This window comes from Desulfoscipio gibsoniae DSM 7213 (assembly GCF_000233715.2).
GTDB classification, from domain to species: domain Bacteria; phylum Bacillota; class Desulfotomaculia; order Desulfotomaculales; family Desulfallaceae; genus Sporotomaculum; species Sporotomaculum gibsoniae.
Map to the genome: position 1 here is coordinate 4,809,934 of NC_021184.1, position 25,229 is coordinate 4,835,162.

The window sequence follows — 25,229 nt, forward strand, 5'->3', positions numbered from 1 at the left end:
TATGATAAAAAAATATAATGTGTCACCGCACCAAGCTAGCATATATATCCAAAATGAAGGTTACTTGCATAACCGACCATGCCCGGGGCGGTGGAATAAAGGCCGTAATTACCCGGACCTATGGCCCGGGTAATTAAAAGCACTCCTACCAAACCGATCACCATGCCCAATAATTGCCGGGCAGCTAAATAAAAGCCGTCTTTCAAGATAACGCTACGCAAATTCATAATATGCCTAACCCGTTAGATAACCCGGACAGGCCATCTAATTATTTTGTCGCCATTGGGCTGCCGATATTAACGTAAGCAACCAATCATTATTACAGTTGCAAATAATCTGCTTCAACTGAAGGGATACGTAGATCTTTATTTTTATTTATTGTTGGAAGCACCGTATTTTGGGTAGCAAAATAATCTATGGTCATGGCTATACCACGCTCCAGTGGCACTACCGGATGCCAGCCCAATAGTTTCCTGGCTTTACTGATATCCGGGCAGCGTCTTGTTGGGTCGTCGGGCGGCAGGGGCCTGTATATAATATTTAACTCTACCCCACACAGGCGGGCGATAATTCCGGCAAATTCCAGAACTGTATACTCGTCCGGATTGCCTATATTAATAATTTCACCGTCCGTCTTATCGCTCATCATAGCCCGCCAAAAACCCTCTATTTCATCGGTTACAAAGACAAAACTGCGTGTCTGGGCGCCGCTGCCATATACCGTCAGGGGTTTCCCCTGCAAAGCCTGACAGATAAAGTTGGGCACCACCCGGCCATCATTTACCTGCATGCGGGGGCCATAGGTGTTAAAAATTCTTATGATTCTGGCATCCAGACCATAGCGCCGGTGGTATTCCAAAGTCAGCGCTTCCCCAAAACGCTTGCTTTCATCATAACAGGCCCGCTCACCGACGGGATTTACATTGCCCCAGTAGTTTTCCGGCTGGGGGTGTACCAGGGGGTTACCATACGCTTCCGATGTACTGGCGAGTAAAAATTTGGCACCGTGTTCTAACGCAATATCCAACATTTTTTGGGTGCCGGCACTATTCACCAGCATAGTTTCAAGACTTAACCGACGGTATTCCACCGGGCTGGCCGGACTGGCCAAATGCCATACATAATCGTAATTTAAACTTGGTAGTTTAAACTCCCCTAATATATCGCCCTCAATAAATATAAAATTTTCCCGGCCCACTGTGCGAGCGTTATATAAATTTTCCCAGCTGCCGGTGCAAAAATTATCAATACCAACTACACAATGTCCCTCTAAAAGTAGCCGGTCAACCAAATGACTGCCTAAAAAACCCGCTGCTCCCGTCACCATTGATACAGGCCGATTATTCGGGCACGACCATTGTTCTATGCTCGACAAATCCAATCTCCTCCATATCACGATTTTTCATCAATATATTAAGTATGGGCATACATAATATACAAATTGCTGATAAATATAATTGCTTAGATTTATAAATAACAGCATTAATATGCCCCCGTTTGCTTTAAAACAACTTTGATTGTTTTAAATAGTAATAAAAAATCCAATTTTAAAGACCAGTTTTGCACATACATGGCGTCTAATAATATGCGTTGTTTAAAGTCCAAATCATTGCGCCCGGAGACTTGCCATAGTCCGGTTATACCAGGGCGTACTGTTAAACCAACATAAAACATATCGTTGCCTTTTTGGCCCTCCAGCTCATAAAGAGGACGCGGCCTGGGACCGACCAGGCTCATTTCTCCCCGTAGTACATTTATTATTTGTGGCAACTCGTCCAGACTGGTTTTCCTTAAAAAACTGCCCACACGGGTTACCCGCGGGTCGTTTTTTAGTTTAAAGTTAATTTCCCATTCTTCTCTTAAAGCCTGGTCTTTTTCCAGTGCATGCCGTAAAACGTCCCCGGCATTACCTACCATAGTGCGAAATTTCAGGCAACTAAATTCCTTTCCGTTTTTGCCCAGCCTTTTTTGGGTAAATAATACAGGACCCCGGGAGTCCAATTTAGTTAGTAAAGCAATGATGATAAAAAAAGGAAGGCTGACAGTAAGCAGTAAGAAGCTCAAGGTTAGATCAAAAATACGCTTTAAAAATTGCTGACCATGAAAAATCAAAAGGTGCATCAAGCCTCCTTTAGCTTACATAATCCCAAAATATGTGTATTTAAAAATAATCGTTCCTGTCCCGCCGCTGTTATGTTAAGGCACTAATACCACGACTTAACACCCAACACTAAATTTACCAATTAGCAACTAATATGCCAGCTTGTACACCACAACACGCTAATCCAATAAAAGCCAGGGGATATCAATAAGCCTTTGGACATTAACATGGAATAAAGGCCTGTGATTATTCCGTTATGTCTACAGTTGAACAAATTAAGGGCCTAAAGGCCCTTAATTTGTTCAACTATCAATTCTCAGCTTTCAACTTTCAACAGCTGGAACCTTAGGGTCTCCAAACCCTCCTGGTCAGCAACCCAGTAACTAATGCCGTTAATGTAGTCCGGTTTACCCGGCAAAGTGTGCATAATTAAATTATCGGGTTTTAATTCCCTTGTAAAAAGTGCCAGTTTTAACATATCTACAAAGGACAGGGATATTTCCGAACCTTTCCTATATTCCAGATACATTTTGGCCAAATCCAGGCCCCCGGCCTGTTCACGCACTGTTTCCAGCAATGTGCGCAAAAAAAGCTGCTGCCTTTCAATGCGGGCAATATCTCCTTGGGGCTCATCCCGGCTGTGGATATATTCATAGGCCTGCCTTCCGTCCATTAGCTGCTTGCCGGGTTTAAAATGCATATGGTAAGTGATTGTTTCCCTGGGTACGTCAATTTCAATACCGCCCAGTATATCAACCATACGGGCAAAGGTTACATAATCAATGCTCATATAGTGATCAATCCGTACCCCCATCAATTCTTCCACCGCGGCAACGGTAAGCGGCATGGCACCGTAGGCATGGGCGTGAGCGATTTTTTCCATACCATGCCCGGGTATACTGGTTCTGGTGTCGCGGGGGATAGATAAAAGGCTGACCTGCTCGCGGTCCGGGTCCACTTGGACTAATATAATTACATCGGCTCGCCAGGGGCCCGGGCGGGGTGGGCCATTGATAGAAGATGCCTTATCAATACCCACTACCAGTATATTTAAAGGGTCTTTCAATTGGGCGATTTGTGACTTGGGCGTTTTCGACTGCTCCAAACTTGCTCCGGTGTCAACGGCGCTTTGACCGGCCTGTGAAACAATGAAAGATTGTAAACTGTTTTTCGCCCAACCGGTATTGTATACAAAACCGATCGCAACGATAATTAATAGCACGAGCAGCACCACATATAAAAACCTACTTTTTTTCACCAAACTCGCCTCACACTATATTAATCTTTCTATCCTTATCTGAAAAAGCTCTGCCGGTTATTGATAAAAACCGGGCTCCAGGAGCAGCCAATCCCTGGTTTTAGTCAATCCCTCCCTTATACTCACCGGCTGGCCCAAATGCAATGTTTGCCTGGCCAAAGTACCGTCTATAACCAGTTGTCTACCATCAGAAGGCATATTTTTTTCTAATATCACCGGGCTGCTGCTATTGGCAATTTGCTTGGCCAGCAGCGCCAAATCATACATGGAAACCACCTGATCCCCTGCAATATTGAACACCTGGCCTACTGCAGCCGGGGTTATTAAAACACCAAGCACCGCTTGCACGAAATCATCCACGTAGGTATACGTCCTTGACTGCCGGCCCGAGCCGAACACCCGCAAGGGCTGCCCCGCCAGGGCATTCATTAAAAACCTCACCGGTACGCTAACCCTGGTGTTTTTAGGCCCGTAGATATCCGCCACCCTGAGAATTACCGCCTTTAAGCCGTGACTGTGAGCCAATGTGCGGCACAGGTATTCCCCCGCAAGTTTCATGGCCCCATGCAACATAACTGGTTCCAGAGGGTGTTTTTCATCTACAGGCACATATTGCTGGTTACCGTATACCGCAATGGACGAAATATAAACAAACAATGCATTAACGGCGATGGTTTCCTTTAGCAAATTAAACAGCCCGGCCAGGTAATCCACCATTACATCTGTTTCCAGAGAACGCTCCCGCATGGCCATGGGAAAAGCGGTATGCACCACGGCATCCACACCGCAACAGGCCTGCCGCACTTTTTTCTCGTCGGCTACACTGCCATTAACCAGTTCCAGCCGATCCTTAATACCGGCCAGGTTACCCGGCCGGCCCGAGGCAAAATTATCTATCACCCTCACTTGGGCCCCGGAACACGCCAGCGCCTCACAGAGATGGGAGCCCATAAAGCCCCCACCCCCGGTAACCAGCACCGTCATATCTTTAAGATCCATCATTTTCCTCCTGTTGCCTTTTATAAAGTAGTCCCAGGGAACGGCGATTCCCGCTCTCCCTCACATTTTCATAAAAGGGTCAACGTCTTTACGATCCGGTTTAGCGGCGGTACTTTTTCTATCAAAAACAGTCCAGGCTGTTTTTAGTAAAATTTTATAATCCAACAACAGTGAATAATGGTCGATATACCACAAATCCAGTTCAATTCTCTGGGGCCAGTAAAGGGCCACCCGACCGTTCACCTGGGCCCACCCGGTGATACCGGGCCTGAACTGCAGCCTACGCCTCTGCTCGTCATCGTATTTGGGCAAGTGAAACACGGGGGCAGGCCGGGGGCCCACCATGCTCATCTCGCCTTTTAAAACGTTAATTAGTTGGGGTAATTCATCAAGGCTGGTTTTGCGCAAAAATTTACCCAGCGGGGTAATCCTGGTATCATTCTCCTCCAACAGCATGCCGGAGCCCATAGATTCAGCGTTTTTTACCATACTTCTAAATTTAAGCAAGTAAAAAATTTTACCGTATCTGCCCAGTCTCTGCTGCCGGTAAATCACTTCCCCGGGTGAGGTTATTTTAATTGCCAGGGTAATGATAACCATAATAGGACTGAAGATGATCAGTAAAACCAAAGATAAAATTATATCAAACCATCTTTTAATTACATCATGTGTGTTAATAATGCCATGCTCACCTCCGATAAGGGGGGAAGAAATCCACCCCGGTATCCGCCTGGGAAAGAGCGCCTGTTATTTCAGCCACAGCCTCCCGGTTGTGAATTTTTTTACCAATGAAGTACCCGGCTATATCCCCGGAGAAAGTGCTTTTATATTTAAAGATACCGTCATCATCACTTCTGCCGCCGCCCAGTATGAAATACCTGATACCCTGCTTTCGGGCCCACTTGATAACCTCATGTTTGAGTAAATTATTGGGGCGATATGGGAAGTACTCCGCCAGGGTACCTCCTAAAAAGGAATGTACATAATGCTGGTTGTAAATCAGCAACTCGGTGGATACAATTTTTCCATGTAGCCAAGCCTGGGCATAAACGTAACGGTTTTGCATACCCTGGTGTAACCGGTTAAAAAAGTCAAGGGAGAAATAATAAAACCGGTCGGCCTGATTTCTATCCATGGTTTGCCTGTAAATATTCATAAATTCTGCAAAATGTCGGGGTGATGATTCGATGGTCACCGACACACCCTCACGCAGTGCTTTTTTTACGTTTTTCCGGTTGCTGCGCTGGTAACCCGACCAGATTTCATCCGGTTTTTTAGATAGATCGATAAATACCACAGTGGAGTTTCTTTGCACATCAACCAGGTCACACATTGGTACATGGTTTTGAAGCAAAGGGTGAAAGCGAATAAATTCGGTAATAATTTTGTTCTCCCGGCAGTATTGTTTAAAGCAAGCGTAGAAATCATTGATTATATTTACATCCACTGCACGTGAATACAGGGGGCCGCCATAACCATAAGGGGATGTTATATCGTAATATGTTTGACCTATGCCCGGTGGGCTGTGTACCCTGCGCAAGATGTAGGGATAAACGACTACTTGGGTACCCTTTTCATAAACAAATAGCCTGGCATCACCTTCACGGCTGAAAGTTTGTGCATACCCGGGAGTAAAATATATATCCGGGGCCGGCGTTTTTTCTAAAAAGGCCAGCCAGGCAGCGCTCTCTTTAGCACTTAGTGTACGATACTTTGCCATCATGACAACGCTTTCGAGTCGGCTACAGCAGTGTGCCCTTTTACACGCACACGCCTGCCCACGCCATGGTACACAAAACCCAGCTCATCCATAACCCGGGGGTCAAATAGGTTCCTTCCATCAATGAATACATTTTTTTTCATTAATTGTCGCAGCGATTGCCAGTCAGCATTCTTAAACTGCTCCCATTCAGTAAGCAGCACCAGCGCATCACAACCCGCAGCCAAATCGGCCAAATCAGCAGCATACTCCACAGGTAAACCGGGATTTTGTTTTTGGTAATTTTCCATGGCCATGGGGTCATAAACTTTTATGAAGGCCCCCATATTAAGCAATTCCGAAATTAAATCCGTCGCGGGGGTTTCTCGACAATCATCCGTGCCAGGCTTAAATGCCAGCCCTATTATGCCGATGGTGCTGCCGGGGATAGTTTTTAAACTGGAACGAATTTTAGATGTCACTAATTTTTTCTGCCTGTCATTTACTTCAATGGCGGCTTGCACCAGGGGGAGGGAATAGCCATATTTTTGGGCGGTGTACAGTATAGCCCGGGCATCTTTACCAAAACAACTGCCTCCCCACCCCACCCCGGCCCTCAGGAATTTATCACCGATTCTGCTGTCCAGGCCCATACCGTAAGCTACATCAACAATATCCGCATTTAATAGCTCGGCCAGTCCGGCAAATTCATTGATAAAAGATATTTTCATAGCCAGGAAAGCATTGGAGGCATATTTAATTAATTCGGCATTTAGTGGATTAGTGGCAAACAATACTGGCCCGGCATATCCCTTTGGTCTGGGCAAACATGCCGGAGCAGTAAAACTTTGCTTTATGATGGGATTGTAAAGCTCAATAAGCACCTCCGTGGTGGATCGATCCTCAGCGCCTATAATAATCCGATCGGGATATAGCGCATCCAAAAATGCGGTCCCTTCCCGTAAAAATTCCGGATTAGAAGCTACTTTAACCCCTGAATATATCCCCTTGCCCAGCAGTATGTTATTGACTAACGTCTTTACCCTGCTGGCTGTTCCCGGGGGCACGGTGGATTTATTCACAATAACCGGATAATTGGTGCCGTCAAGATGGCCAGCTATTTGGGCCACCGCGTTTTCCACAAAACCAAGGTCCGCATCCCCGCTGCTTTTAGGCGGTGTACCCACCGCGATAAGGATTACCCTGGAGCTACCAATTCCGGCAAAGGAAGTAGTAAAAGAGATATTATGCCGGGCACTTTGCATTAGCTCATCCATGCCATATTCATATATGGTGCAGCTACCTTTTACTAAAGCGCTTACAACCGCCGGGTTTTTATCCAATAAAGTAACTTGATGCCCCAGGTAAGCAAGGGCTACCCCGGTGGTTAATCCCACATAACCTGACCCAATAATAGTCACCTGCATAATTCTTAGTATCCTCCATAGCAAATATCTTTTTGATAAAATATGATCTGGTAAAATGTTGTGTTACAATTCACAGGCGAATTAGTATAGGCAGCGGGCACATGGATACCTGTACCACCATATGAGACACATAATATTTAAGTTATGCTACTTATAAAAGTTAGAATAAATAAACATAAGCAGAGGTGGTAAGTTGCTATTATTGGCATTCCTAATAACACTTGGTGGCCATGTTTTCACAGAATACACTTTGCAAAAAACAAAACTGGGTATATACAAAAGAAAAAATTTTTTGGGGCTGCTCATCCATGCTTCTTTATGGACCCTGGCCATGTGTCCCGGACTTGCTCTGCTGGGCCTTTTCGCCCCATGGAAGGCATTATTTCTTTTGGTCACACACGCCATAATAGATTTTATAAAAATGCGCATAACCATTGATAAAAAGAATTTTTTTCATCCCGTCAACATCATTGACCAGCTAATGCACTTTTTAACGGTGATTATTGTCTATATAACATAAAAGGGATTGCTGAAAACCACGTGATGGTTTTAGCAATCCCTTGTGCACGCTTTTCTGTTATTTATTCACATTTCCTTATTCGAATCTTCAATCAACTGCAGATATACCTGCCGGTAATTTTGGGCGGTTTGCTTCCATCCAGCCCAGCCGCTTTTAATTAAATTTCGCCCACAGCTGCCCATACGTATGACCAAATCAGGGTCATCAAGCAATTTACCCAAAGCTTCCGCCGCTTCATCGCTATTGCGAGGTTCTACTAAAATACCATTTTCACCATTGATGACCAGTTCCGAGATACCTACCGCCTTAGTGGCTACGATAGGTCTGCTGCAACTCATGGCTTCCTTGATAACATTGGGCACGCCTTCATGGTAGCTTAGCAGAACGCTAACTTCACACGCCGCAAACCACCAAATAAGTTCATCATGGGGCACCTGACCTGCAAAGACAACCTTGGACTGTAGTCCCCTGGTTTCAACCAGCGAGGTTAAATATTCCCTTTCCTGACCGCTGCCCACCAAAACAAGGAATACGTATGGAAATTTATCATTTATCTTAGCGAAAGCATCAATAAGCTCATATACTCCTTTTTGACGTATCAGTCGCCCAACATAAAGAATAATACGGTCATTTGTTTTAAAGCCCAATTTATTTTTAGCCTGTTCTTTGCTGATACCAGTGGTATCAAACATATCATCATCTACGCCTTCGTAAATTACTTTAATTTCTCTGGCGGTTTCGCTTAGTTTTTCAGCCTGCCGGGCTAATTCTTGGCCAACCGCTACCACTTGATGGGCATTTTTCAATGTATACCTGGCTTTATCAAACACAGCGGTGGGCTTTTGGCCAACTAAATTAACATCAGAACCTATGGCGGTACATACCGAGTACATATCCAGCTTTTCTGCTATCAATTGACCAACATATCCAGTGGGTAACAAGCCATAGGAATGTATTATTTTATACTGTGCAACATCATTAAAAATACTGATTCGCGGCAAAAGAGACCAATACATAAATCGTATATTCCAGTCGTCATGCTTACCACCGGGCAGGCAAAGGAAGCGAGGGTGATATATTTCAACTCCATCAATGGTTTCCTTCCATGGAACCCTCCCCATGTTCCGCCATTTTTCCTTGAACCACAGTATCACAGGACTATAGGGCACCGGGGCAATTACTTTTACATTAACCCCGGTAGCTTGCAGATTTTGTATTATTTTAAAGGCAAAAATACCACTGTTCTTATAAAATTTATTCGGGAATATGGTCGATAAAAATAATGCTTTATCCGGACTGCCGGTGGGCTGATGGCCGTTTAATATGCTAAATTGGGCCATGATACCGGGAATTAACAGGCCCAGGTAAAAGAACTTGGCATGGTGGTCCAAACAGGTTAAGCCAGCCAGTGCCAGAAATACCGTAATAAGCCTGCAGGTAACCAAATCCGTCTTTCTTTCTGTTTGACCGCCCATCCGCCACATTGAAATAAATAGGGCTAATAAAAGAATCAATCCCGGTAAACCCAATTCAGCAAATGCCGCCAGGTAAATATTATGCGGGCCCTTGTTTAAACCAACCCCTTTAGTGACCCCTTCTGTTGCTGGAAGATACTGATTGTAAGCATAGGGGAAATTATCAAGTCCAACTCCATGCACCAAATTATTTTTACAAATTTCCAAACCGACCAACCAGATGTCAAACCGGCCTGCCGCTCTATTTTCTGAAATTTCGTTAATACTTTGAGCACGCTGGAAAATCACCGGCATTTCTTTGACAACGTAGGTACCCAACCACCCAGCGATGATAAATCCACTTATTAAACAAACTATAACCACCCGTTTGGTTAAAACTTTGATTATATATTTGCCCCCAATAAAGCCACCTGCCAACAAGGTCAAGAACAGAGCAAACCAGGCACCCCGTGAACCCGATAACAATATTGCTAAAAACAAGACAATACACATAGAAAAGCTGGCCAACCGAATTAGTTTGTCTCTGGCAGTAAAAGCAAAATAACCGCCAAACAACATTCCTAAAGATAATAGCCTGGCATATAAGTTGGGGTCTTGTAAGTTACACATCACCGCCCTGATTGTAAAATCATGTAGATAACTGTTATAGATTCCTAGGACTGCTGAGATAAACGCCCCCAATAAATAACTTCCCAAAATAAAATGCATATCTTTCCTTTTGTCCACCAGGTTATACCCCAGAATTACCATGGCCAGCAACTGTACCAGAGAAATCATTCGCCGCATACTCTGTTCGGGCTCAATAGCCCAGGTTACTGATAAAAGGCACCACAATAGGTACAAAACTAAAATAGCTATAAAGTTGTTAAGTTTGAAAAATTTTTTGGCCATGATTAAATGCATTAGCCAGCCCCAAAAAGTAACAATCCCGATTAACTTAATTAAGGTAAACGACGGGATAATTACTGTTAAATCTTCCAGGGGAATAAAAAAAATCATTATACAAAAACCGATTAAAGGGCGCCAAACAATTAATGCAATTAGTGGTAAAACCAAATATATATAAAGAGGTAGCCAGTTACCAAAGGCCAAACCATAAATCCCCAGCAACAAGGCAATTATAGAAAAGAAGATCCCCAGTGGCCAGTATTTCAAATAGCCTCCCTGCATAACCATCCTCACCTTTTTCCTTTACATTTAACCAAGTAATTTTTCGTATAAACCAAGTAATTTTTTTTCTTCAGTTAACCAATTAAATTTTTCCTCATACGCTTTGCGCCCCGCCTCACCCATGCCGATACGTATCTGGGGATGATCAATTAAATATTTGATTTTTGCTGCTATATCCGGCGGGTCAAGGGGGTTAGCCGTCACCCCTACCTTAACTTCCGTAAGGAGTTGCTTCCAATTGGGAAAATCCGAAACCACCATCGGCAAACCAATAGCCATATATTCAAATATTTTTGTGGCCAGGGACTTTAGGAAGTTATCTACCGGGTGGAGAAGGCCCAAACCAATATGGGCAAACCGGTAATACTCATAAACCCGGTCGTGCGAAACAAGGCCCGTCATGGTTATATGGTCATGTAAACCGTATTCATCGGCAAGTTTGCCTAACTTTACTTGCAAACTGGGTTGATTTATCGGCCCTACCAGGTACAGGTGCACATTGATTGCTTCACTGCGTAAAATGTGCAATGCCTCTACCATTTGTACGGCTCCCCTGATCTCACTAATGCTACCCGCATAAATCAAGTTAATTGGCCCCTGATTGTCCAAAGAACGCTCTACAGCGTTTACAGAGTAAACAGGGTAATTAAGAATATCCTGTTTAATTGTCTTAACGTTTTTAAAACTATCCTGGTAGCCTAATTCAGCCAACACTACAGCATTAAATTTTGAAGCACTTCTCTTTTCAACAAAATTAAATACTTTAGAAGTTAATTTTCTAGCCCAAACCGGTATCCAGGCTTTATGCATTATTGCATCGGGGTAATCTTCATGCACGTCATAGATTACCCTGCGACCCAGGATTCTTAAAACCAGCCCTACAGGGATCAATTCCGGGTCGTGAAAATGATATATACTCGCCTTGGCCTTTAAAGCCCGCACCAGAAGACGGCACCAATTAATCGGTCGCAAATAAATCTTTTGATATTTCGGTAAGCCGTATAATTTAACTCCATTTTTTTCTGTAAATTTAAAATTTCCCACTGCATGTAATTGAACATCATATTTTATAGCCAGTGATGCAGCCTGTTTGACCGATACCCGGACATCATCACAGGAGTGCAGGCAGCTCATGATAAAAACTTTTTTTTCATACTTTCACCTCTTAATTTCATTTGCATATTTAGACATAATACGCATACCTGTACCGGTGAGTTACAGTTTTAAACCCTGGATTAAAAAAAGAATCACATCCAGTAACAATCACAAAAATTTTGCGTAACCTATCAATAAATTAAAAAAATGGGGTTTATGTCCATGGAAATAGCAACCAAGTCGGGTGAGCACCCGCAACTTACTAAGGCTGAAATGGTATCGGGGGATATTGAGGCACATTGCTTGAGTAATTCAAAAAAACAAGAAAGAACGCAACAAGAAACAAGTAATACCCAAGATATCATTGTTCGGTTTATCAATCCTGGTGATTTTTACGCATGTAATAATTTTCACAATAATTTGTATAAGAAAGATAGGACAGATACCCAATGGCAATGGGAATTTTTGCATTCCGGTTTACCTGAGATACCTTTTGTTGTGGCAGCCAAAGATGAAGAAATTTTAGGCACGCTGGCCCAAATCCCCATCCGCATGATTGACCAAGAGGGGGAATTTTTAACCGGTAAATCTGAGGAGGCACTATTAGACCCGGCTATTCGAGGTAAAGGAATATACCCACAAATGTTTAAAAAAATTTTTGACTATATGGAAAGCCAGAATATTTTGGTTGTCTGGGGGTTTACACCTGCAATAAAAGCTAATGTAAAGGCGGGCTTTGAAGAACACACCGGAATTGCCCAATTGTTTTTTCCATTTCATGCAGACGCAATTAACGTGTTGTTGAAAAATAATCGCTCATCGAAAATAAAAGTTAAAGGAATAAAAATTTTATGCAGCCTGGCCGGTGTTTTTTCTTCCATCTCTTTATGCAGTACCGGGTTAAGAATAAATAATTCCTTGGCCCAAAATATTTGCTTAAAGACGTTATCTACCCCTCCCGAAGAAGGTGCGGATTTATGCCGTACGTTTGTTAGACAATGGGGAGGTACAACTATTCTAAGGAATGCCTCATTTCTGAAATGGCGAATTTTTGAAAACCCTCATATCCGGGCCACGGTACGTGCTGCATATCTGGATAACCAACTTTTGGGTTGGGTGGCTTATTCACTGGATGACAATTCTGTTGGGCACATTGTAGATATCATAGCTGCTTCAAACAAGATTAATTCATCAAGCATGGAAACGGTTGTGGCAGTTTTACTCAAAGACGCGGTGGTAGGCCTGCGTAAAACAGGTGCACTGGGTGTCAGGGCATGGAAAGTAAACAGTCATCCCTTTGATGATTTAGTCGCCCGGGCAGCACGCAAAGTAGGGTTTTATTTTATCCCCCGTGGCGAGTGGATGGTACTTCATTACCTGCAAGGCTCCGCTGCCCGGCCCTCACTTAAATCAATCGACAACTGGTACATTAATAGAATTTATACCGAAGGGGTGTTGGGGTGATGAAAACTGTCGAAGCTAATTATTTATGGCAACAAATCCTTCAGCATACGATGCGTTTTTTTACTCAAGAAGCTGTTGATATGCTGAAAAAAGTAAACATTCGTTTTCTCCCCTATGCAGAGGCTGTCCACATTAGAGAGCCGTTAATTGCCGTACCACTGGATATTGATACTTCGATTTACCCGGAAGCCCCATATAAAGTACTCTTTAATGGTACGGAATTAACCCTCTGGAACCCTTTGCCTCGGCCCCGGGGGGATGGTTGGAACTGCCTGCCCAATGCGGATGCCCCTGTTTGGTACCGGCATGATCAGGGGACACTTATTCCTGCCTGGAATATCTTTGCCAACCTGTTCGATTTGCTTACTTTGCGCGAGGAAAGGGAGAAACCCCTGCGGGACGTTCACGGCCGGTTTATTGGATCAATGAGTCCCAGACGTAAAGTCAATTTATTGGAGGTACCGGCTTTCAACGAAGGAGTCGCAATCCTGGTGGCTGCCTGCTCCGGATTGTATAAACAAAACCTTCCCAGGTTTGATTTAAATGGTTTGGTACAGCCGCCCGTGGTTATCTTATCCCACGACAATGACAACCTGCGCGGTAATGATATGTGGACTCAGTCGGTACGGTTTGTAAGAATTTTTCAACCTTTAATTAGTTTTAAAGTTCCCCGCCTGGTGAATTTATGGTGGATCTTGCGCAACACGGTTTATCCTAAAGCTTATTATTTGGAGAATATAACCGGCATGGTAGATGTGGAAAAAATGTTTGGCTACACTTCGTCTTTTTACTTCTTGAACGGTTCCGGCGGCCGTTTCGGAGCCAGAAGCGGGTCAGCCTTAATACCGGAAGCAATGAGACAAATCCCCCGGGATTGGGTAGTCGGCATTCACTACAACTACGATACCTTACTTAATGCTGAAAAGCTTACCAGTCAATTAACGGAACTAAGTTCTTATTTTGATAGGCCAATTGTGTCAGGCAGAGCACATTACCTGCGTTTTGATCCCGAAAAATCATTTTCTTTCCTTGCTTCCATGGGTATTTATTGCGATGAAAGCGTTGGTTATCCGGATTACATCGGGTACCGCTGTGGGATTGCCGGACCTTTTCAACCATACGATCACTTATCCGGTCAAGCCCTACCCCTTTGGGAGATGCCCCTGATCATCATTGAAAATACGCTGATCAATCAATATCCCCGGGAACCGGTTAAAGTTTTCCACCGCCTGCTGTACCATATCAGCCGCATTGGCGGGGCCATCAGCCTGCTTTTTCACCCCGGCCTTTTTTTTAACCCGGAGTTCCCTGAAACCAGAGGGATATACCGCCGCATCCTGCGGGTCGCCTGTCAATTGGAAGCCCGGGGTAAGCCGGCTGTTAGTTTATTACCATTGCAAATTCAAAACATGGACTTAACCCATAAATATAATCTTTAACTTTGGTGCCGGGTGTTGAAAGGTTGAAAATCCAAGATTTTCAACCTTTCAACACCCGGCACCTATCAAGGCAACGAAATAGCTATCATATTACAAAAGGGTTACAGCTCTGGAAGACTGTAACCCTTAATTGGGATAACATTTGTTCTGTTAAATGTCCAACCAAGTATTATAAAGAAAATCAAAAGGATCAACCGTTAATCCAAATTCTCAATAATTAATGCCGAATAAGCCCTTTTTCAATAATCCCTATATACTTTACCCCAAGTATGGCTGCAACAAGCTCCTGATATCTTCATCCGCATAAGAAAAGCTGGGGTTTTCCAATGTGGCAAGCAGCTCTTTCACCCTAGCAAAGTTTTTAGTGGAACTGTAAATAGCAAATATTATATTATGTTGAGTAGTTTTTACTTCCTCATCGTCCCCAACAAGCACTTCCGTAATTTTTTCCCCCGGCCTGATGCCGGTATACTGAATAGCAATTTCCTTTTCGGGTTCCAGACCATTTAGCTTGATTAATTTATAAGCCAAATCTTTGATGCATACGGGTTCCCCCATATCCAAAACAAATATTTCCCCTCCAACGGCAATGGCCCCCGCCTGAATTACCAGCAAAGCAGCTTCACCCACCGTCATAAAATAACGCATCATTTGCGGGTGAGTAATGGTAACCGGCCCGCCTCTGGCGATTTGCTTTTCAAACAAAGGTATGACACTACCTCTGCTGCCCAGTATATTACCAAAACGAACAGCAGCAAACTTAGTTTGGCTTTGCTCATTCATCATCACTACAATGGTTTCCGCTATCCTTTTAGTTACCCCCATGATACTGGTCGGCTTAACAGCCTTATCGGTGGATATTAATACAAATTTATCACAATTAAAGTCGTGGGCCACTTCACACATAACCTTAGTACCTAAAATGTTATTCTTTACTGCCTCCTCAGGTATCCTTTCCATATAGGGCACATGTTTGTGAGCAGCGGCATGAAAGACAACCCCCGGTTTGTATTTTTGAAAAAGCCTGGTTATTCTGCCACGATCTCTAATATCGGCTATCTCAGTAGCTATATCCACCTGCGGGTGACTGAGTTTTATCTTTCTTTCAACTTCATAAATACTGTTTTCCCCCCGCCCCATTAGTACTAATTTCCCCGGATTGCTGTTAGCTATATTAGCGCTCAGTTCCATGCCTACCGAACCACCAGCCCCGGTGACCAATACTACCTGGTCATTTAAATAATTATTTATACTGCCTAAATCAAGTGCTAATGATTTACGACCCAACAAGTCCTCCAACTGTACTTCCCTTATGGGGGTGGGGTTGATGCGACCGGTTTTTAAATCATATGCGCCTGGTAATATTTGAATTTTTACCTTGGCCAGCCTTTTACATATTTGGATAATATCGCTTACCTCAACGGGGGGCGCTGAAGGCAGGGCAATGATTATTTCGTTAACTTTGTGCCTGTCAGCTATACGCGGAATATCCAAACGATTGCCCAGAACAGGTAAACCACAGACTTCCAAGTTAAGTTTACTCTGATCATCATCAATAAAGCCAATAATTACCGGCCTTTCTTTTAAATTGCTGATGGATTGAACAACCAGGCTGCCGGCTAAACCCGCACCTACTATTAGTACCCTACTTCGCCTGTCCTCCACTGTATTACCTCTCTTTTTATACCGTGCAAGGTAAGTTTTATTTTCTATGATATGGAAGAACAGCAAATTAGGTGATTATCTTTGTCTTTTAAAAAAAAATTTACATAGTAATCTTAACGTCACTAAGACCGGCGATATAGGTGATCGCAAAAATATCCTGCCTATGCATTTTTGTAACCATATTATGCTTATTAGCGTATTATGTAGCGATATTCACGAAAGCAGCGACACCCGGAATTTAGATCCACAGGAAACTCATAATATGGCTAATGATTAGCTTTTGTACTTGATACCGCCGGTGTTAAAAACCGAGGAGAGTATGGTGTATGGGATCAGCTGTAAAAAAAAGCATATGGATATTTAATCATTACGCTGGAACACCATCTGTTACAACCGGGCTGCGTCATTATAATTTTGCAAAATATTTGATTAAGGCCGGTTACCCCACAACTGTTTTTGCCTCCAGTGCTATTCATAACTCAAATAACAATCTTATTAAAGGCAAAGAAACTTACATCACTGATGATAGTGAGGAAGTTCCGTTTGTATATGTAAAAACCCGTAATTATCAAGACAACGGGAAATCCCGAATTTTAAACATGATTGACTACTACCGAGGGCTATTTAAAGTAACCAAGTACTTTGAGAAGCCGGATTTACTAATAGCATCTTCGGTTCATCCATTAACTTTGGTTGCCGGGCTCAAAATTGCCAAGAAACTGGATGTAAAGTGTATTTGTGAAATCAGGGACTTATGGCCGGAAAGCTTTGTGGCCTATGGAATTGTTAAGAAAAGCAATCCAATACTTAAATTGCTTTATGCAGGTGAGAAATGGATTTATAAAAAAGCAGACAAACTTATTTTTACTATGGAAGGGGGTAAAGATTACATAATTGAGCATGGTTGGGATAAGGAGCATGGTGGTCCGATTGATATAAACAAAGTATACCATGTTAATAATGGAGTTGATTTGGAACAATTTAATTATAATAAGGAACACTATGCTCTAGATGATAAAAATTTAAACGATGAAACCACTTTCAAAGTTATATATACAGGTTCCGTAAGGCGTGTAAATAATTTAAATTCAATACTTGAGGCAGCTAAATTAATTAAAAACCCCAAAATTAAAATATTTATATGGGGCGATGGTGACGAAAGACTACCGCTTCAACAGCAGTGCCGGGATAATGGAATCGACAATGTAATTTTTAAGGGTCGAGTTGATAAGAAATATATCCCTTATATTTTATGCCATGCGGATGTGAATTTATTACACAACGACTATACCCCCATCACGCGTTATGGAATGAGTCAAAACAAGTTGTTTGATTATATGGCTGCTAATAAACCAATAGTATCAGATTTAATAACAAACCACGATTTGATATTAAGATATAAACTTGGTGTTGTTACAGAGAATCAAAGCCCTCAGAAAATCAAAGAAGCAATTGAAAAGTTCTATTACATGACCGCTGAAGAACGACTGGCTTTAAACGATAACCTGCATCGGGCGGCATGTGATTATGACTTTAAAAATTTAACCAACCAATTAATTAACATTATTGAGATATGAGCTTAATTAACTGGAGAGATTACAATGAGTAAACTAAAACAAAAAATCCAAAACAAAACAGCCACCCTTGGCGTGGTGGGTCTAGGTTATGTAGGACTCCCTTTGGCTGTTGAAAAAGCCAAGGCAGGTTATAAAACCATTGGATTCGACGTGCAAGAATCCAAAGTAAAGATGGTTAACTGTGGCAAAAACTACATCGGTGACGTAGTTAATGAGGATTTAGAGGCTATTGTTAAGTCCGGATTTCTTTCAGCCACAACAGATTTTGCAAAGGTAGCGCAGGCGGATTGCGTGTGTATATGCGTACCAACACCGCTGGACGCACATCAGCAGCCGGTTATCAGCTATGTCAAAGCTTCCGCACAAAGCATCCTGCTCTATATGCACAAGGACATGCTGATCGTTCTAGAATCCACAACATATCCCGGTACAACAAAAGAACTGTTAAAGCCTATTTTTGAGTCATCGGGTTTGAAATGTGGAAAAGACTTCTATCTGGCATTTTCACCGGAGCGCGTCGACCCGGGCAATCTTTTTTATAAGGTTAAGAACACACCAAAGGTCGTAGGTGGTATTACACCGGAGTGTACTGATATAGCTGCTACTTTGTACGAAAGCGTACTGGAAGCTCCTATACACCGTGTTTCCTCACCTACCATCGCCGAAATGGAAAAAATACTGGAGAACGCCTATCGAAATATCAACATTGGACTTATAAATGAGCTTGCCATTCTTTGTAACCGGATGGGTATCAGCATTTGGGAAGTAATCGATGCCGCTAAAACCAAACCCTACGGATTTCAAGCATTCTATCCGGGAGCAGGTGTGGGTGGCCATTGCATACCTCTCGATCCATATTATCTCTCATGGAAAGCCCGTGAATATGGTTTCCATACATCCATGATTGAGGCATCCATGATAATTAATGATCGCATGCCGGAATATTGTGTTGAGAGAGCAAGCAAGATTTTAAATAGAGATAAAAAAGCACATAATGGCTCAAAAATTCTTGTGCTTGGCGTAGCGTACAAACAGGATATAGATGATTACAGGGAAAGCCCTGCCCTTAAAGTTATAGATATTCTCAAAGAAACAGGTGCGTCGGTTGATTATTATGACCCGTATATCAGCGAGTATAGATACAAAGGCGAAATTTTTAAAGGTCTTGAGAGCATCGATGCTGATATGCTTAAAAGCTATGATTTGATTGTCATAACCGCGTCCCATAGTAATGTGGATTATGACTTTGTTGCAGCAAATTCTAAGTGGGTGTTCGATACCAAAAACGCTACTAAAAATGTACAAAATAGAAATAACATTATTTTACTATAGGGAACCGCATCGCAAAATAGTTTATAGGGAGTAACTGCAATGGACAAAAAAATATGTGTAATTGGAGGAGGTTTATGGGGACAAAACCACATCAGGACTCTCTTCCAAATGGGTAATTTAGCAGGCATTGTAGAAAGTACTCCGCAAAGGTTGGATGAACTGTTGAGGCAATACCCGGTTCACGGTTTTACGGATGTGGATGCCGCCATCAAGTGGGGATTTGACGGCTATGTTCTAGCAACACCGGCAGAGACCCATTATCCCCTGGGGAAAAAGTTGTTGGAAAGGGGCTTGAATGTACTCATAGAAAAACCAATGACCCTTTCCTCAAAACACTCCAAACAGCTTATTGAGATTGCTGATCGAACAAATGCCAGACTTATGGTAGGACATCTATTACTTTTCCATCCGGCTATTATAAAAATCAAAGAAGTAATCGACAGCGGCAAGATTGGCCAACTTTATTATGTTTACTCAAACAGGTTAAACTTTGGCACAGTTAGAACTGAGGAGAATATTTTCTGGTCATTTGCGCCCCATGATATTTCCATCCTGGATTATTTCATTGGCCGTCCTGCCACCAAGATAGCAGCCAAAGGAGCAAAATTCCTCCAAGATAAAATTTATGACGTAACTATGACCCAGTTTGCCTACCCGGGCAATGTACACGCTCATATCTTTGTATCCTGGCTTCATCCATTCAAAGAACAAAGATTGGTTGTGGTGGGCAGCCGGGGAATGATATCTTTTGATGATTCCTCTTTAGAGAAGAACATCCTTTATTATAAAAAACAAATCGGCTGGCTTAAGGGTCAACCAGTTAAAATAGAGCAGCCCGATGAAATCATTGATTATGAGAAAGGTATGCCTTTGACTGAAGAGCTAAAATATTTTGTTGAAAACCTGGATAAAACAATCGAGATTGCCAGTGGTAAAACCGGACACGAAGTGGTCAAGGTACTGGAGACCGTGCAAGAGTTAATAAGCAAGGATTGGTGAAAAAAATGATTGGAGTATTCACATATAACATAGCGCACAGAAAAACATACGATACCCTTTGCCTCTTAAAAACCAAAGGGTATCATGATGTGGCGGTATTTGCCGAGCCCTTGCATTATGCAAAGAAATATACGCCGCTTATAGAGCATCGACCAAAAAACTTCAATGATGTTCTTCCATCGGAAATATGCAAAAACTTTGGCTACGAATACCATATGCAAAATACAAGTGTGAAGGATATACTCCCTGTAAATTCAAAAATACTGATATGCGGAGCGGGCCTCATTCCACAGTCCATAGTGGAGCAATATAGAGTTATTAATGCTCATCCGGGATACATTCCTTATGTTAGAGGGCTGGATGCTCTCAAATGGGCAATTTACGATGAGCAGCCCATCGGTGTCACAACTCATCAAATAGGCTCTGAAGTGGATGCGGGATTAATAATCGAAAGAAGGATTGTTCCAGTCTACTTTAATGATACTTTCCATGCAGTGGCACAAAGACAGTACGACATGGAAATATCAATGCTGGTGGATGCTATTGCCAAAATTGATGTGGCGACGGAATATGTGGAACCTGGCAATTATAAACTACATAAGCGCATGCCCCATGAATTTGAAACGAGGCTTCTTTCCAAATTCGAAAAATTAAAAGATAAGGCCGTGATTAAATGCAATTCAGAGATTTAAAAAAGCAATATCAAAAATATAAGCATGAAATAGATACGGCAATACGGGAAGTACTGCTTAGTGCAGAATATATCGGCGGTAGACAGGTTAGTGAATTAGAAGAGCAGTTGGCCGAATATGTTGGCGTGAAACACTGCATCTCCTGCGCTAATGGAACCGAAGCCATGACGCTGGTGGCAATGGCTTGGGGAGTTAAAGAAGGAGATGCAGTGTTCGTACCCGATTTTACGTTCTTTTCAACTGGTGAAATTGTTTCTTTTCAAGGGGCCACCCCCATATTCGTGGATGTTGACAGAGACACTTTCAACTTAGATGCCACAAAACTAGAGAAAGCAATTCAAAAGACAGTAAAGGAAGGAAAGCTAACCCCCGGGGTTGTCATACCTGTTGATTTGTTTGGCCTGCCCGCAAATTATCCTGAGATAGAAAAAATAGCGCGTAAATATAATTTGTTAGTGCTGGAAGACGGAGCCCAAGGCTTCGGTGGCAATATTAACGGACAAAGAGCCTGCAGTTTCGGCGACGCAGCGACTACTTCATTCTTCCCCGCCAAACCACTGGGATGCTACGGAGATGGCGGAGCTGTGTTTACCAATGATGACGAATTGGCACAGCTTATCAAATCCCTTAAGGTTCACGGTAAGGGTGATAATAAATATGATAATGTTAGAATTGGCTTAAATTCAAGATTGGACACCATACAAGCAGCCGTGCTAAAAGTTAAGCTACAAGCGTTTATCAACCACGAACTGGAAGATGTTAATCGGGTGTCCCGGCTTTATAACGAAGGGCTTGAAGGTATTATTGAAATACCTCTTATTCCGGAGGGGTTTTATTCAAGTTTTGCACAGTATACTATTAAATTAAAAAGTAATGAACAACGCAATAACCTGAAAGATAAACTCAAGCAGAAGGGCATCCCCAGTATGGTTTATTACACCAAGCCAATGCATCAGCAGGGTGCCTTTGCAAATTTAGAGTTTGACGAAAATGATTTTAAAGTAACCAATGAGCTTTGCAATATTGTGCTGTCTCTACCAATGCATCCTTATTTAAGTGATCAAGACATAGAAACAATTATAAGGGAAGTTATGCTAAATACATGCTAAGGGAACACCTTTGGCGGGCACCTGGTAGATGATAACCTGCATGAACACCAAACAAACATACACCTGTTTAATTACAACAGTCTTTACAAAGACTCATTTAAACTAATAAAAGCCACTTTCCACTATTACTGGAAAGATGGCTTATAATTGGTGACCCCACCGGGATTCGAACCCGGGTTACCGCCGTGAAAGGGCGGTGTCTTAGGCCTCTTGACCATGGGGCCGTTTTGGTGAGCCATCCGCGACTCGAACGCGGGACACCCTGATTAAAAGTCAGGTGCTCTACCGACTGAGCTAATGGCTCACTGACGTCTTACAGTTGTATATATTACAGCAAATTAATCAATGTGTCAACAATTTTTATTATTACAAGTTTGCAACTATTTTACAAACCACGGGGGCGAAATACGTCCCCGTGGTTTATTAAAGATACTCCTTAAAAAATCTCCCTCAATACCAGAGTTTGGGCCCTTCCCGGACCAACACCCACAATAGCTACAGGCACACCGGACAATTCCTCCAGATTTTTTAGATAATCCTTAGCTGCTTGAGGCAGTTCACTAAATTCAGTTACAGATGAAATATCCTCTTGCCAGCCGGGGAATTCCTGGTATACTGGTTCACACTGGGCCAACAGCTTCAAACTAACGGGAAATTCATTGATAATTTCACCTTTATAGCGGTAGCCTGTGCATATCTTCAATGTTTCAATACCTGACAGTACATCCAGTTTGGTAATGGCCAGGTAAGTCAAACCATTAATTCTGGCCGCGTAACGTGCTATGACCGCATCATACCAACCACAGCGGCGCGGACGGCCGGTAGTAGTGCCAAATTCAAAGCCTCTCTGCCGGAGCGATTCACCTAATTGGTCATGTAGCTCCGTAGGGAATGGCCCTTCACCCACCCGGGTAATATAAGCTTTAGCCACCCCCACCACGGTTTTAATCTTGGTGGGTCCAAGACCTGCACCCAGGCAAGCCGCAGCCGCAATGGGATGACTGGAAGTAACGTAAGGGTAAGTACCGTGGTCAAGATCAAGTAAAGTACCCTGAGCACCCTCAAACAGCACCCTGGCACCACGATCGATGGCCTCGTTAACCAACACAGAAACATCCGCTACATAGTTTTTCAAACGATCGGCATATTCGGTATACTGATTCAGCATTTCTTGATAAGTAAAAGTTTCCTCTACCCCGTAAAGACGGGATAGTACTTTTATTTTAGACTCCAGTGTATCACGCAGCTTTTCAGCCAATTCCTCACGGTCAATCAACTCCGTCATACGTATACCCACCCGGGAGGCCTTATCAGTATAGGTTGGACCAATGCCACGGCATGTGGTACCGATTTTACGACTGCCTTTACTCTCCTCCTCTGCCATATCTATGCTCTTATGGTAAGGGAAAATTACATGTGCCCGGGGGCTAATTCGTAAATTAGCTGTACTGACACCCTGTTTTTCAAGTCCATCCAGTTCCTGCAGCAGCACACCGGGGTCAATAACTACCCCGTTACCAATCAGACATTGTTTATCTGCATATAAAATACCCGAAGGGATTAAATGCAATTTGTATGTCTGACCTTCCGCCACCACGGTATGCCCGGCATTATTACCACCCTGGTAACGTACTACCATTTCGGCCTGCCGGGCCAAGAAATCTGTTACCTTACCTTTACCCTCGTCTCCCCATTGCGCACCAACCAATACCACCGTAGACATTTGGTATCCCCCTTATATTCTGCTGAGAATTTCCCTGGCGGCCACAATGCCCGCTACTGAGGCCTGAGCCAGACCTCTGGTGACACCGGCACCGTCGCCTGCCGCAAATAAGTTTTTGATCCGTGTTTCCAGGCCATTGCTCAAGGCCAACCGGGAAGAGTAAAACTTTACTTCCACGCCGTACAGTAAAGTATAGCGGGAATAAACACCGGGAGCAATGACATCCAGTGCTTTAAGCATTTCTACAATGGCCACCAGGTGCCGGTAAGGAAATACCAGACTGAGGTCCCCCGGTGTAGCCTCTTTAAGGGTGGGCATTACCAGGCATTTCTTCATGCGATCCACTGTGGACCTGTGCCCTTCCAATAAATCACCCAACCGCTGTACAATTACGCCACCGCCCAACAAATTAGCCAGACTGGCTACATACTTACCATAGGCAATGGGTTCTCTAAATGGTTCAGTGAAAGTTTTGCTGACTAAAACAGCAAAGTTGGTGTTATCCGTCTTGTTAAAGGCATGGCTATGCCCGTTCACTGTAACCAATCCATCATTATTCTCCATCACAACTTCACCACGTGGATTCATACAAAATGTACGCACCCGGTCATCAAACGCCCGGGAATAATATATGAGTTTGGATTCATAAAACACCCTGGTTAATGGCTCCATTACGGCGGCCGGCACTTCCACACGTACCCCGATATCAACCGGATTAACTCCAGTTTGCAGTTCCAACCGGTAGGCCTCCTGGGCCAGCCATTCGGCCCCCTCCCGTCCCGGTGCCAGTATTACATGATCACCGGTAATTTCCTCACCATCAACAGTACGGACACCCTTTACCAAATGCCCGTCTGTAATGATTTGATCAACCGCTACCCTGGTTCGCACTTCAATGCCCTTTTTAATTAGGTGTTCATACATGTTTTGTAAAATTTCCTGACAGCGTCCCGTACCCAGATGACGAATCGCAACTGGAATTAATTTTAGATCAGCGACAGTAGCCTGGCGTTGAAATTCGTGTATTTCATCCTGGTGTTCCAATCCGTAAACATGCTCAGGTGCGCCAAACTGAAGATATACTTGATCGACTTCTTTAATCATCTCATTAAGCTTGTCTTCTCCCAAGTATTGCTCCAGGCTGCCACCTATTTCCGATGATAAGGTCAGTTTGCCGTCACTGAAGGCACCGGCACCACCCCAACCGCAAACCGTAGAACAAGGGTGGCAATTAAAACAACTCCCTCCCTTTTCCCGGGATGGACAGATACGCTGGTTGATATCGCGGCCTTTTTCCAATATTAATACCCGCAAATCCTTCCTTTTCCCGGACAGTTCTAGAGCAGCAAAAATTCCGGCAGGACCTGCACCCACAATAATTACGTCATAATGTTGCGCCATCGGGCAAACCCCCTGTTTTTCCTTTAAATATTTTGCACATTAAACATAAAAATAACCCAAACGGGTGCTGTGTTTGAGTCAATT

General features: G+C 43.2%; 21 protein-coding genes and 2 tRNA genes. 8 read left to right on the forward strand and 15 right to left on the reverse strand.

Annotated features, from left to right (window positions below; all coding sequences use genetic code 11):
• Positions 1-35 precede the first annotated feature (35 nt).
• The 8 genes from DESGI_RS22435 to DESGI_RS22470 form a co-directional block, all read right to left on the reverse strand.
• Complete coding sequence (locus tag DESGI_RS22435) at positions 36-227, reverse strand: oligosaccharide flippase family protein (protein ID WP_006522215.1); 192 nt, start codon at positions 225-227, stop codon at positions 36-38.
• Between the two features lie 92 nt (positions 228-319).
• On the reverse strand, positions 320-1,375 hold the full coding sequence (locus tag DESGI_RS22440) for a UDP-glucuronic acid decarboxylase family protein (RefSeq protein ID WP_006522214.1): 1,056 nt from the start codon (positions 1,373-1,375) through the stop codon (positions 320-322).
• 107 nt (positions 1,376-1,482) lie between these two features.
• On the reverse strand, positions 1,483-2,121 hold the full coding sequence (locus DESGI_RS22445; RefSeq protein WP_006522213.1) for a sugar transferase: 639 nt from the start codon (positions 2,119-2,121) through the stop codon (positions 1,483-1,485).
• Between the two features lie 296 nt (positions 2,122-2,417).
• Positions 2,418-3,359: an LCP family protein gene (locus DESGI_RS22450; RefSeq protein WP_052543981.1), complete on the reverse strand. Its 942-nt coding sequence runs from the start codon at positions 3,357-3,359 to the stop codon at positions 2,418-2,420.
• A 57-nt stretch (positions 3,360-3,416) separates the two neighbouring features.
• Positions 3,417-4,358 (reverse strand): NAD-dependent epimerase/dehydratase family protein, encoded by a 942-nt coding sequence (locus DESGI_RS22455; protein ID WP_006522211.1) that lies wholly within the window; start codon positions 4,356-4,358, stop codon positions 3,417-3,419.
• A 60-nt stretch (positions 4,359-4,418) separates the two neighbouring features.
• Positions 4,419-5,084, reverse strand: a complete 666-nt coding sequence (locus tag DESGI_RS22460; protein ID WP_337833211.1) for a sugar transferase — start codon at positions 5,082-5,084, stop codon at positions 4,419-4,421.
• Positions 5,047-6,081 (reverse strand): lipid II:glycine glycyltransferase FemX, encoded by a 1,035-nt coding sequence (locus DESGI_RS22465; protein WP_006522209.1) that lies wholly within the window; start codon positions 6,079-6,081, stop codon positions 5,047-5,049. The genes DESGI_RS22460 and DESGI_RS22465 overlap by 38 nt, the downstream gene beginning before the upstream one ends.
• Entirely contained in the window at positions 6,078-7,484 is a 1,407-nt protein-coding gene (locus DESGI_RS22470) for a UDP-glucose dehydrogenase family protein (RefSeq protein WP_006522208.1), read from the reverse strand. The genes DESGI_RS22465 and DESGI_RS22470 overlap by 4 nt, the downstream gene beginning before the upstream one ends.
• A 202-nt stretch (positions 7,485-7,686) precedes the next feature.
• Between DESGI_RS22470 and DESGI_RS22475 the strand changes: the two genes are divergently transcribed.
• The gene (locus DESGI_RS22475; protein WP_157872847.1) at positions 7,687-8,004 is read left to right on the forward strand and encodes a DUF3307 domain-containing protein; all 318 of its coding nucleotides are present in this window, start codon (positions 7,687-7,689) and stop codon (positions 8,002-8,004) included.
• Between the two features lie 65 nt (positions 8,005-8,069).
• Here DESGI_RS22475 and DESGI_RS22480 read toward each other — a convergent pair whose 3' ends face one another.
• Both DESGI_RS22480 and DESGI_RS22485 read right to left on the reverse strand, forming a co-directional pair.
• Positions 8,070-10,634, reverse strand: a complete 2,565-nt coding sequence (locus DESGI_RS22480) for a glycosyltransferase (RefSeq protein ID WP_162141538.1) — start codon at positions 10,632-10,634, stop codon at positions 8,070-8,072.
• A gap of 42 nt (positions 10,635-10,676) precedes the next feature.
• On the reverse strand, positions 10,677-11,783 hold the full coding sequence (locus DESGI_RS22485) for a glycosyltransferase (RefSeq protein WP_006522205.1): 1,107 nt from the start codon (positions 11,781-11,783) through the stop codon (positions 10,677-10,679).
• A gap of 183 nt (positions 11,784-11,966) precedes the next feature.
• Between DESGI_RS22485 and DESGI_RS22490 the strand changes: the two genes are divergently transcribed.
• Positions 11,967-13,208, forward strand: a complete 1,242-nt coding sequence (locus DESGI_RS22490; protein WP_006522204.1) for a GNAT family N-acetyltransferase — start codon at positions 11,967-11,969, stop codon at positions 13,206-13,208.
• Positions 13,208-14,647, forward strand: a complete 1,440-nt coding sequence (locus DESGI_RS22495; protein ID WP_006522203.1) for a polysaccharide deacetylase family protein — start codon at positions 13,208-13,210, stop codon at positions 14,645-14,647. The genes DESGI_RS22490 and DESGI_RS22495 overlap by 1 nt, the downstream gene beginning before the upstream one ends.
• Before the next feature lie 258 nt (positions 14,648-14,905).
• Here the strand turns inward: DESGI_RS22495 and DESGI_RS22500 are convergent, their stop codons facing one another.
• The gene (locus DESGI_RS22500; protein WP_492207321.1) at positions 14,906-16,378 is read right to left on the reverse strand and encodes a polysaccharide biosynthesis protein; all 1,473 of its coding nucleotides are present in this window, start codon (positions 16,376-16,378) and stop codon (positions 14,906-14,908) included.
• Between the two features lie 260 nt (positions 16,379-16,638).
• Between DESGI_RS22500 and DESGI_RS22505 the strand changes: the two genes are divergently transcribed.
• Genes DESGI_RS22505 through DESGI_RS22525 form a run of 5 tightly spaced genes read left to right on the forward strand, consistent with a single transcriptional unit; the run spans position 16,639 to position 22,021 of the window.
• The gene (locus tag DESGI_RS22505) at positions 16,639-17,889 is read left to right on the forward strand and encodes a glycosyltransferase family 4 protein (protein ID WP_006522201.1); all 1,251 of its coding nucleotides are present in this window, start codon (positions 16,639-16,641) and stop codon (positions 17,887-17,889) included.
• A 24-nt stretch (positions 17,890-17,913) separates the two neighbouring features.
• Positions 17,914-19,221, forward strand: coding sequence for a nucleotide sugar dehydrogenase (locus DESGI_RS22510; RefSeq protein WP_006522200.1), 1,308 nt, complete (start codon positions 17,914-17,916; stop codon positions 19,219-19,221).
• A 39-nt stretch (positions 19,222-19,260) separates the two neighbouring features.
• A complete protein-coding gene (locus DESGI_RS22515; protein ID WP_006522199.1) occupies positions 19,261-20,220 on the forward strand; it encodes a Gfo/Idh/MocA family protein in 960 nt (319 codons plus the stop codon).
• A gap of 5 nt (positions 20,221-20,225) precedes the next feature.
• Entirely contained in the window at positions 20,226-20,912 is a 687-nt protein-coding gene (locus tag DESGI_RS22520) for a formyltransferase family protein (protein ID WP_006522198.1), read from the forward strand.
• A complete protein-coding gene (locus tag DESGI_RS22525; protein ID WP_006522197.1) occupies positions 20,894-22,021 on the forward strand; it encodes a DegT/DnrJ/EryC1/StrS family aminotransferase in 1,128 nt (375 codons plus the stop codon). Before DESGI_RS22520 ends, DESGI_RS22525 begins: the two co-directional genes overlap by 19 nt.
• A gap of 148 nt (positions 22,022-22,169) precedes the next feature.
• Here the strand turns inward: DESGI_RS22525 and DESGI_RS22530 are convergent.
• From DESGI_RS22530 to DESGI_RS22545, 4 genes are all read right to left on the reverse strand, one after another.
• Positions 22,170-22,245 (reverse strand) — tRNA-Glu (locus DESGI_RS22530).
• A gap of 4 nt (positions 22,246-22,249) precedes the next feature.
• A tRNA-Lys gene (locus DESGI_RS22535) sits at positions 22,250-22,325 on the reverse strand.
• Between the two features lie 132 nt (positions 22,326-22,457).
• The gene (locus tag DESGI_RS22540) at positions 22,458-23,744 is read right to left on the reverse strand and encodes an adenylosuccinate synthase (RefSeq protein WP_006522196.1); all 1,287 of its coding nucleotides are present in this window, start codon (positions 23,742-23,744) and stop codon (positions 22,458-22,460) included.
• 12 nt (positions 23,745-23,756) lie between these two features.
• Positions 23,757-25,145, reverse strand: coding sequence for an NAD(P)/FAD-dependent oxidoreductase (locus DESGI_RS22545; protein WP_006522195.1), 1,389 nt, complete (start codon positions 25,143-25,145; stop codon positions 23,757-23,759).
• Positions 25,146-25,229: the final 84 nt, after the last annotated feature.

Coding starts and splice junctions, on each gene's coding strand:
- DESGI_RS22435 (WP_006522215.1), bottom strand. CDS start 227: ATGAATTTGCGTAGCGTTATCTTGAAAGACGGCTTTTATTTAGCTGCC.
- DESGI_RS22445 (WP_006522213.1), bottom strand. CDS start 2,121: ATGCACCTTTTGATTTTTCATGGTCAGCAATTTTTAAAGCGTATTTTT.
- DESGI_RS22455 (WP_006522211.1), bottom strand. CDS start 4,358: ATGGATCTTAAAGATATGACGGTGCTGGTTACCGGGGGTGGGGGCTTT.
- DESGI_RS22465 (WP_006522209.1), bottom strand. CDS start 6,081: ATGATGGCAAAGTATCGTACACTAAGTGCTAAAGAGAGCGCTGCCTGG.
- DESGI_RS22470 (WP_006522208.1), bottom strand. CDS start 7,484: ATGCAGGTGACTATTATTGGGTCAGGTTATGTGGGATTAACCACCGGG.
- DESGI_RS22485 (WP_006522205.1), bottom strand. CDS start 11,783: ATGAGCTGCCTGCACTCCTGTGATGATGTCCGGGTATCGGTCAAACAG.
- DESGI_RS22490 (WP_006522204.1), top strand. CDS start 11,967: ATGGAAATAGCAACCAAGTCGGGTGAGCACCCGCAACTTACTAAGGCT.
- DESGI_RS22495 (WP_006522203.1), top strand. CDS start 13,208: ATGAAAACTGTCGAAGCTAATTATTTATGGCAACAAATCCTTCAGCAT.
- DESGI_RS22505 (WP_006522201.1), top strand. CDS start 16,639: ATGGGATCAGCTGTAAAAAAAAGCATATGGATATTTAATCATTACGCT.
- DESGI_RS22510 (WP_006522200.1), top strand. CDS start 17,914: ATGAGTAAACTAAAACAAAAAATCCAAAACAAAACAGCCACCCTTGGC.
- DESGI_RS22515 (WP_006522199.1), top strand. CDS start 19,261: ATGGACAAAAAAATATGTGTAATTGGAGGAGGTTTATGGGGACAAAAC.
- DESGI_RS22520 (WP_006522198.1), top strand. CDS start 20,226: ATGATTGGAGTATTCACATATAACATAGCGCACAGAAAAACATACGAT.
- DESGI_RS22525 (WP_006522197.1), top strand. CDS start 20,894: ATGCAATTCAGAGATTTAAAAAAGCAATATCAAAAATATAAGCATGAA.
- DESGI_RS22540 (WP_006522196.1), bottom strand. CDS start 23,744: ATGTCTACGGTGGTATTGGTTGGTGCGCAATGGGGAGACGAGGGTAAA.
- DESGI_RS22545 (WP_006522195.1), bottom strand. CDS start 25,145: ATGGCGCAACATTATGACGTAATTATTGTGGGTGCAGGTCCTGCCGGA.